This window comes from Luteimonas terricola (assembly GCF_004352845.1).
Taxonomy (GTDB): domain Bacteria; phylum Pseudomonadota; class Gammaproteobacteria; order Xanthomonadales; family Xanthomonadaceae; genus Luteimonas; species Luteimonas terricola.
This window is the reverse complement of record NZ_SJRX01000018.1, coordinates 1-8,095: the sequence shown is the minus strand read 5'-3', so window position 1 is coordinate 8,095 and position 8,095 is coordinate 1. Positions and strand designations below refer to the sequence as shown.

The following is an 8,095-nucleotide window of genomic DNA, read 5'->3' as shown; positions in this document are numbered from 1 at the left end:
TGGCGCTGGTGGCGTGCATGCGGAAGCTGCTCGGGATCATCAATGCCAGGCGCCGCGACGAGCTTCGGGCCGAGGGCCTGGCACTGGCTTGAGCGGAACGCTTCAAGACAGTTGCTGAATTAAGCCGACCCGCGAAGCGGGTTCGGCTTGAATGAATTGTTAGGTGGCAACCCGTACGAACTCATGGATTTACGTCCAAATGGCGACCAGCGCGATGTTGCTGAAGTGCCTCTGGAAATACAAACGTACTGAAACGGCCAGAGGAATCAGGTAACGGTGTTTTTGTGGAGGATTGCTCAACGAACCGTCGGAGTTGCTGCCACCAACGTCTGGCCTCCGGATGGGCGGGCTTGCCGATGGACTTGAAACGATCAAGGGCCCAATAGAACTCCGACCGGCCAAGAGAGTTGAGTTGCTCTTTGCCGCTCTCCCGGAACTGAAGACTGTATGGGCCAGGCAGATTGTCGCCAAACCACGGAGCGGTCGCATTTGTCTGGTCTAGAGTTTGTGTCCAGCCTTGAAATGGGTCGGGTACAAGAAGATCCGGTGTGTCCACCTCACCGGAGGGAATGTTTAGCGGGCCGGTTTGAGTGTGCCAGATGGCGTATTGCTGCTCAGCAAGGGTCTCGACTCGGGGGACGGCTCGCCATGTATAGGTGCAGCCAGACTGTGCAGCTTTGACAATCCAAGCAACATCCGGAGAGTCATTGACCCAATCGCGAACAAGCGCGATGTCTTTTGCCGTTGCATGCATGACGAGCCAAGACATTCGATTGCCACCTAACACCTAAGTTAAGCCGAATTGCAGCGCGTAGCCGGCAACATGGCAAGCTTTTTCTGCCATGTTGTTGGCGTAGCGATGCAATTTCGGCTTGAACGCATTGTTAGGTGGCGGCGGGGTCATTGCGGAGCTAAAAAGGGGCAGATTGACGAAGACTTATGACGCAATTGCCCGCAGTCCAATCTTGATGTCGCCGGTTGCAGGATCTGGCGAGACCGCAGAGATTTCATACGTTCTTCCGTCGACTTCCATTCGGGTGCCTGGGTCGAGTGAGGCGTCTCCCGGCTTGGTTGCGCGGCTGGAAATCTCGGCGTCACGAAAGTAGAAGCGGGTCATTGGCATTTTTGCTCTCCTTGCAACTAAGTGGAATCCAGAACCGAAACCTAACACCTAAGTTAAGCCGCGCCGCGTAGTGGAGCCAGGCACATGGCAAGCTGTACCTGCCATGTGCCTGGCGTAACGAAGCGGTGTCGGCTTGAACGCATTGTTAGGCCTCTCGGCCCGGCTTGCTGCTGCGCACTATGCGCCAAATGGCAAGCGGAATAAAGATGACGAAGGAGGCCCAGAACAGTCTCCTGTACTGAAGCGCTGAGGCCAACAAAAATACGCCGAACACAATGCCCCAGAGCGATATAAGTGTTAGGTTCATGCGCGTTGGATCGATCCTGCCAATGAACATCTTGCGGCTGAGCAGGCGTGACTTTTTCAGCGCAGGCACAAGCCACGTGGCGATCAACCCGAAGCTGCCCCAGGCGATCAGCACGCAAGCGCAAATCAACACGACGTTTGTTGCAAGCTCCATAGATGTCTATCCGTGAGGCCTAACACCTAAGTTAAGCCGGGACGCAGCGGGGCGTGAAGCACATGGCAAGCTGTATCTGCCATGTGGTTTGCGCCCCGATGTGGCCTCGGCTTGAACGCATTGTTAGGCGCATCCCACGATTAGCTGCCCGATACCCTTAACGAGTCTAGGAAGGCCGGTACAGTTGGCGAGTCATGCATACGCTTGCCGCCGTCAACGGAGACCGTTACGAGATCGCCTCCGACCAGAACATAGCGCACGTGAGCAAAGAAGCCTTTATCTCGCATGAGAAAGGTGACCTCCAGCGCTGGATAGCCGTCAACCAAGGTTTCTGACTGGCGTGTAATTTCACTGGCCGAACTCTCAGCAGCGCCAGACGCGGTGGCGGTTAATATGATTTGCGCCATATCCTGATCGGGTACGACTGGAAGCGAAAAGTACTCAATCGAGTACCCGCCACCGAGCTCACTGTCGTAGTACGAACAGACGTGCCTTTCGATTGATCCAAGAGCGGTGTCCATTTCATGCACTTCGCATTCTGGAGTTCCAGGGATGCTGACAGAGTAGTGAGTCCCCGGCACCTCAAAGCGATCACTGGCTAGTGCGATGGGCGACCCGAGGGTTGCCACGAGAAGTGTGATGACTATTCGGATCTCAGAGAGCATGTGCGGAGTCCATGATGCGCCTAACACCAGAATTAAGCCGTGCCGCGAAGCGGCATCGGCTTGAATGATTTGTTAGGCCGGTGTGGCCTGCAGCACCGCCTCCGCAATGAGCTTGTCGAGCCGGCGCACGTCAAGGCCCTTATGGAGATTGACCTTGATGTGACCCGCTTTGGTCCAGAGCTCAATCTCTGAGTTGACGTTGAAGATGCCATGGCCGTTCTCAGAGGACCACATGAAAATGGACGAATAAGGAAGTGAGTAGATCTCAACCTTCTTGCCAGAGAAGCCTTGAGCGTCTCGGACAATAAGGCGCTTGTTTGTAAAGATTGCGGCGTCTCTAAACGTCTTATAGGCGGCGATAGCCGTCTCGCCGGTCACAAGCAGATCAGTCACGTCCCCAGGCACTGGACACTCAGACACCAACGTCCAAGCAAGAATTGCGTTTGTTTCAGCCACGTAGCTTCTCTCCCCATGAGTTGCCAGACTGCTGGGCGCCGGCCTAACACCAGAATTAAGCCGTGCCGCGAAGCGGCATCGGCTTGAATGAATTGTTAGGCATGTTCTGCCCGGATAAGAATCTGCATGATCTTGCGCTGAAATAGCAGCAGAAGGGCAACAACGGCCAGTGGAACCCACGAGTCCAGAAAGAACCCGCTAACGAGGGAGAGGAACACGGCGACGAGTACCGCCAAAGCGGCAGATCGCTCTCCTGTGACGCGGAAGTCCCGGCGACACCTGGGGCAGACGGTGTACACGAGCGAGGCCTTCTTGAAGGTGGTGCTTTGTTCCGGCAGTGGGACAGCCGGAATGGTAGTTCTCGCCTCTTCAAGCGAGATTTCATTGCGGCAGTTTGGGCAGCAGATGAGTGTCCGGAACATGCCTAACACCTAAGTTAAGCCGAGACGCGTAGTGGAGCGAAGCACATGGCAAGCTGTATCTGCCATGTGCTTTGCGGAACGAAGCGGCTTCGGCTTGAACGCATTGTTAGGCCGCATATCAGGACACCGGCCTCGGCCGCCGCTCCGAGAACTCCGTATCCAGTAACTCAAGCCACGAATCCACTCGATAGTGCTCTTCGGGAGCAAATTTGAGCAAGCCCGTGAGCACCTTCTTTGCTTCTGACAGCTCGCCCAGTTGGTAGTGAGCCTTGGCCAGAGCCCAATGGGCATCGGGGCTAAGGGGTTGAGACGAAACCCACTCCAATGCGGTGAACTTTGCAGCTTTGCCCTGTCCAGAAGCGAGCAACTCATCGAGCTCCGATCTTTTGTTACTGCTCCGGTTACTGCTCCGCCCCTCCTTTACTGCGTCCAACAGGTTGACCGCAATGACGAAGAAGATGATGAGCATGCCCAATACGCATAGCGCAATAAAGATCAGGAGCCACTTAATGGCTGTGAGCTGGCTCAGTAGTGGGGCAAGCGATTCCACGGGATTCTCCATTGCAGCCTAACACCTAAGTTAAGCCGAGACGCGTAGTGGAGCAAAGCACATGGCAAGCTGTACCTGCCATGTGCTTTGCGTAACGAAGCGGCTTCGGCTTGAACGCATTGTTAGGCCGCACGCCCCGACTCTTTCAGCCAGTATGCGTAGTCGCGGACGTACGTGCACGGCGTAGTCCCCTCGCGCTTGTCCAAAATGTACGCGCGAGCGGTAGCCACTACCAAATCAAACGTCTCCGGAGTGACAGGACCGTCCGGAGAAGGATCAAACCCACCCTTCATGCTGTTACAGACGGCACAAGCTGTAACGCAGTTGACCGGATCGTCGGTGCCACCGGTGCGCTTGGGTTTGAGATGGTCAAGATGTGAGGCGGCAAAGCTATCCAGGGATTCAAGGATGTCCTTGTCGCAGTAAACGCATTTGTGCGCATCGCGGACGAATGCTTGGTAGTAAGTGCTGCGTGGTGCTTCTGCTGGATTGGTCATGATCTCTCCTGTGCGGCCTAACACCAGAGTTAAGCCGAGCAGCGTAGTGAAGCGAAACACATGGCAAGCTTTACCTGCCATGTGTTTTGCGTAACGAAGCGGATTCGGCTTGAACGACTTGTTAGGCCGCCGCTGCCCGGCACTTATGCCCAACCCGCGACGGCCCAACCCCTGAGCCGAACAGTACAACAAGTCTTGCTGGAGAGCTTGACCTGGCACGTGGCGCGAGCGGAGCCTAGAAGATCAAGTCGCGCGGCCAAGAACTCTCACCGCGCACTGCCCGAAGCCGAGCCGGCCGGTCGAATCTTGCGAAGAGTCGCGCCTGTCCGAAGCCGAGGTACTGCAGGTCTGACTACCGATGCCGGCACCGCGCGTGCGAGGTGCAAACGCTGCGGATAAGCGAGGCGCTGCGGGTTGCCTGGAACCCGGCAACAACAGTGCGGGAAACAAGGCCTAACGCCTGAGTTAAGGCGTGCCGCGAAGCGGCATCGCCTTGAACGAATTGTTAGCCTTGCCGACCAATGACATTGAAACCATGGCCTGAGCAGTGGCGTCGCTGCTGTCAGAAGTGGTAAGGACAAAAAGAAGCTCATCTTTGTCCTCAGATCGTGACCATGTGTACGCCATGGTGCGAGTGTATGGGGCGTTCGGGCCGAGACCAGTGGCCTCTTGTGCCGCCGCCATGAGCGGTTCCGGAGCCGTACCCACCAAGGCCGAGAAGCCAGCGTGTACTTGATTGGGATCGGCGCGCTGCGCGAACACGGCGCAAACGGTGTCATCGCGGAGCGCGACCACATATGTCGTGGACGGCGCCACCACGAACCATGCTGTGCCGGAATTGCCGTCAAGAAAGAACTCTGCTTTCTCAGGAGGAGCCTCCGGAGCGCCAATGTCACCCATGGCCTTCCGTAGGTTGTCCTGCGAATAGAAGTGCTTCATGCACGTGCCAGCAAAAAGGTCGTTGATGCTGTCCGAAGGCGTGGATGCCGTTGCCAGAGCTGGGAGAAGTGCCGCTGTTATTAGTAACCTGCGCATGATTCGTCTCGGAAGGCTAACACTTGAGTTAAGCCGCGCCGCGGAGCGGCGTCGGCTTGAATGAACGGTTAGGCCGCGGACCCAGCGACACTGGCTTGAACAGCCTACTCATGGGGACTCTCTCTCCGAGCCAAGACTAAGCGCTTTACACCGTACCCAACGAGCCGCACGAAGATTAGGTAGACAACGACTGCCAGAACGAACCAGACCCCGCCTCCGGTCGCAGCCTTTAGGGGATAGTAGAACGTCCCGAGGAACACCACACCCAAGAGGTAGACGGCGAACTCCATGCGCAAGAACCTCTCGCTACTGCAGCAGGCGGCGATGTAATTGCTGCGGCCTAACACCAGAATTAAGCCGTGCCGCGAAGCGGCATCGGCTTGAATGAATCGTTAGGCCGCACCGAAGCTGCCTTGGTGGCTCACAGAAACAGCCGCCAGCGACCGGATGCCGCCACGAGTAGAAGGTACACCGCAACCAGCGTCAGAAGCATATCCACGGCGGTCAGTAATGATGCGGGTTTATTGAAGTAGTAGCCATTAATAGCTTGGACAAGTTGGTGCGCCTCAAAGATAAAGGCTAGCGTCGCGGTCGCAGCCGCACCCAGGCACAGACGCCATAGCGGCGAGATCCTGCGCTCTGGACTCTGCGCCGAAGTGGTCTTTCGAGTGCGGCGAGCGTGCGACATGCGGCCTAACACCTAAGTTAAGCCGACCCGCGCAGTGGAGTGGACCAGGTGGCAAGCTTTACCTGCCGCCTGGGCCGCGTAACGAAGCGGGTTCGGCTTGAACGCATTGTTAGGCCGCGACACCGAAAAAGGTACCAAGCAGTAGGAGGCCTTGTACGGCGAGGACCCCTGTGACGAAGTGCAACACTGGTCTCCGCGGATAGACCCGGTGCGCAAAGAACTTGAGCGCCTTGGAATAGACGAACGTGTAGAGGAAAAACGCTGCGGAGAGGACGACAAGTGTGGCGCCGGGGAACCACGAGGCCGCCATGAGTCCTACGAAAGCTGCCCAGAGATAGAATGGGATGCCCAGCACTAGCATGATATTCGTGCCGAGCTTGGGCATCTGCGTGTAGATGAGCATCGAAGCCTCCGGGCGGCCTAACACCTGAGTTAAGCCGAACCGCGAAGCGGTTTCGGCTTGAACGAATAGTTAGGCGTCATCGATCCGATTGAGGATCCGACGAAGCACCGAAAGCTGGGCCTCTGTTGTGTCGTGCGACCGTTCACTGAGGACTCCCTTCTTCTCCGCGCGCTCAACGAGGTCGGCTACAAAGTGTCGGATAGCCCGCAGCTTCGCGGCTTGACGATACGCGTGGGATGTTTCATCACGCAACAAGCGCTCAAAGAATACTGCTGTTTGCCTTAGCTCGTCGGCAGAGTACGGCACCTTGCGAGAACACGCTCGTGAGCCACGTACAACAGTCTCTTCGTCGTCCATCTCTCCGAGTACGCGGAGCTCTCGCTCATCTACCACGAGATCAACAACGAAGTCTTCGTGGAAACGCGTAAGGGCCGAGATTGCTGCCTCCGGCTCGTCAACCCCTTCAATTGTTACTTCGACGACGGGAGCCTCTTGGTCGTGCAGGAACGCATCAGGTCGAAAACGGAGCTGAACGCTGCGACCTTCGTTCTTTGCGTGCGAGAGAGTGAGCCAGGTCATGGGTAGCCGAAGAGTACGGTATGACGCCTAACACCTAAGTTAAGCCGCGCCGCGTAGTGGAGCAAAGCACATGGCAAGCTGTTCCTGCCATGTGCTTTGCGTAACGAAGCGGTGTCGGCTTGAACGCATTGTTAGGCCTGCTGCCAGACCTGTGCGGAACGGAACGCATAGAGGAATACTGCCAGATCGATGGGTAACACAAGAACCGTGTTGACCAAATAGGCGACAAGCCCCGCTCTTGTGCCGTGCTCAGACTGAAGTGAAGAGATGAACCGCCCCGACCAAAGCAAGCTGCCGACGCTTACCACGAAGAAAGCAGCCCAGAACCATGGGTGGAGGATGGGGCGCTGAACGACGTAGCCATAGCACGCCACGAACATAAGGCCGCTGGCGAGCACAAGCGTTAGGTCACCATAGGTTTTTCTTGGACCGTGAGACGCTAAGTCTGATTTGATGGAGCGGACGCGTAAAAGTAGCCCGTAGAGGTACAGGAGAAGGAAAATAGAGGCGTAGATCGCGAGGGCTATGCGCATTGGTAGTTGCAGGCCTAACGCCTAAGTTAAGCCGAGACGCGTAGTGGAGCGAAGCACATGGCAAGCTGTACCTGCCATGTGGTTTGCGTAACGAAGCGGCTTCGGCTTGAACGCATTGTTAGGCGGCGCTAATTGCAAAACATGTGCCCTTCCTTGATCTTCCACCGCCTCCCCTCTTGATCCTCGGCTTGACCTTCGAACATTGGTAGGCTGCCCACGGACATTGCTGGGAGTTTTAGAATGGTGGCTTGGCCCTCGCCCCAAAAGATTACGGCGTAGGTGGCGAAAGAGCTGAAGCGCGTGAAGCTACCCACTTTTTCGTTGAGCTCCGATCCTTGCAGGACGGTTGCCTCAACAGCGTAGCCCTTGGACCAGCCATACTCCATCTCGTATTTAACGCAAGCGTCGGCTCGCTTGGCAGCCATTGCACTAGTGCAGCCTAGGACTGCTGCCGTGGCCACAAGCGCGCGCGCGAGCGGTGAACGGATAAGAGACATTGATGGCTCCCGAGTGGTCGCCTCTGGAGACGACCTCTTAGCGGCGACCCAACATAGGTCGCCTAACACCAGAATTAAGCCGTGCCGCGAAGCGGCATCGGCTTGAATGACTCGTTAGGCCGCCGATGCGTAGCACCTGGCCCAACCCCCTGAGCCGAACATTACAGCAACTTTGCGAAGCTTGGCC

General features: G+C 56.7%; 12 protein-coding genes. All 12 read right to left on the bottom strand.

Going from position 1 to position 8,095, the window contains the following annotated elements:
* Positions 1-181: 181 nt before the first annotated feature.
* Complete coding sequence (locus E2169_RS14115; RefSeq protein WP_132987258.1) at positions 182-769, bottom strand: hypothetical protein; 588 nt, start codon at positions 767-769, stop codon at positions 182-184.
* 499 nt (positions 770-1,268) lie between these two features.
* A complete protein-coding gene (locus E2169_RS14110; RefSeq protein ID WP_132987257.1) occupies positions 1,269-1,583 on the bottom strand; it encodes a hypothetical protein in 315 nt (104 codons plus the stop codon).
* 140 nt (positions 1,584-1,723) lie between these two features.
* The gene (locus E2169_RS14105) at positions 1,724-2,248 is read right to left on the bottom strand and encodes a hypothetical protein (protein WP_132987256.1); all 525 of its coding nucleotides are present in this window, start codon (positions 2,246-2,248) and stop codon (positions 1,724-1,726) included.
* 72 nt (positions 2,249-2,320) lie between these two features.
* Entirely contained in the window at positions 2,321-2,704 is a 384-nt protein-coding gene (locus E2169_RS14100) for a PH domain-containing protein (RefSeq protein WP_132987255.1), read from the bottom strand.
* Between the two features lie 95 nt (positions 2,705-2,799).
* Entirely contained in the window at positions 2,800-3,126 is a 327-nt protein-coding gene (locus tag E2169_RS14095) for a hypothetical protein (RefSeq protein ID WP_132987254.1), read from the bottom strand.
* 118 nt (positions 3,127-3,244) lie between these two features.
* The gene (locus tag E2169_RS14090; RefSeq protein ID WP_132987253.1) at positions 3,245-3,676 is read right to left on the bottom strand and encodes a tetratricopeptide repeat protein; all 432 of its coding nucleotides are present in this window, start codon (positions 3,674-3,676) and stop codon (positions 3,245-3,247) included.
* A gap of 122 nt (positions 3,677-3,798) precedes the next feature.
* Positions 3,799-4,173 carry an HNH endonuclease gene (locus tag E2169_RS14085; RefSeq protein WP_165942445.1) on the bottom strand — a complete coding sequence of 125 codons (375 nt, stop codon included), beginning with the start codon at positions 4,171-4,173 and terminating at the stop codon, positions 3,799-3,801.
* Positions 4,174-4,638: 465 nt separating this feature from the next.
* Entirely contained in the window at positions 4,639-5,208 is a 570-nt protein-coding gene (locus E2169_RS14080; RefSeq protein WP_425480565.1) for an NMCC_0638 family (lipo)protein, read from the bottom strand.
* Positions 5,209-5,629: 421 nt separating this feature from the next.
* Positions 5,630-5,896, bottom strand: a complete 267-nt coding sequence (locus E2169_RS14075) for a hypothetical protein (RefSeq protein ID WP_132987250.1) — start codon at positions 5,894-5,896, stop codon at positions 5,630-5,632.
* A 109-nt stretch (positions 5,897-6,005) separates the two neighbouring features.
* A complete protein-coding gene (locus E2169_RS14070; RefSeq protein WP_132987249.1) occupies positions 6,006-6,299 on the bottom strand; it encodes a hypothetical protein in 294 nt (97 codons plus the stop codon).
* A 69-nt stretch (positions 6,300-6,368) separates the two neighbouring features.
* Positions 6,369-6,878 (bottom strand): hypothetical protein, encoded by a 510-nt coding sequence (locus E2169_RS14065; protein ID WP_132987248.1) that lies wholly within the window; start codon positions 6,876-6,878, stop codon positions 6,369-6,371.
* 131 nt (positions 6,879-7,009) lie between these two features.
* Complete coding sequence (locus tag E2169_RS14060) at positions 7,010-7,411, bottom strand: hypothetical protein (RefSeq protein WP_132987247.1); 402 nt, start codon at positions 7,409-7,411, stop codon at positions 7,010-7,012.
* Positions 7,412-8,095: the final 684 nt, after the last annotated feature.

Coding starts and splice junctions, on each gene's coding strand:
- E2169_RS14115 (WP_132987258.1), bottom strand. CDS start 769: ATGTCTTGGCTCGTCATGCATGCAACGGCAAAAGACATCGCGCTTGTT.
- E2169_RS14110 (WP_132987257.1), bottom strand. CDS start 1,583: ATGGAGCTTGCAACAAACGTCGTGTTGATTTGCGCTTGCGTGCTGATC.
- E2169_RS14105 (WP_132987256.1), bottom strand. CDS start 2,248: ATGCTCTCTGAGATCCGAATAGTCATCACACTTCTCGTGGCAACCCTC.
- E2169_RS14095 (WP_132987254.1), bottom strand. CDS start 3,126: ATGTTCCGGACACTCATCTGCTGCCCAAACTGCCGCAATGAAATCTCG.
- E2169_RS14085 (WP_165942445.1), bottom strand. CDS start 4,173: ATGACCAATCCAGCAGAAGCACCACGCAGCACTTACTACCAAGCATTC.
- E2169_RS14080 (WP_425480565.1), bottom strand. CDS start 5,208: ATGCGCAGGTTACTAATAACAGCGGCACTTCTCCCAGCTCTGGCAACG.
- E2169_RS14075 (WP_132987250.1), bottom strand. CDS start 5,896: ATGTCGCACGCTCGCCGCACTCGAAAGACCACTTCGGCGCAGAGTCCA.
- E2169_RS14070 (WP_132987249.1), bottom strand. CDS start 6,299: ATGCTCATCTACACGCAGATGCCCAAGCTCGGCACGAATATCATGCTA.
- E2169_RS14065 (WP_132987248.1), bottom strand. CDS start 6,878: ATGACCTGGCTCACTCTCTCGCACGCAAAGAACGAAGGTCGCAGCGTT.
- E2169_RS14060 (WP_132987247.1), bottom strand. CDS start 7,411: ATGCGCATAGCCCTCGCGATCTACGCCTCTATTTTCCTTCTCCTGTAC.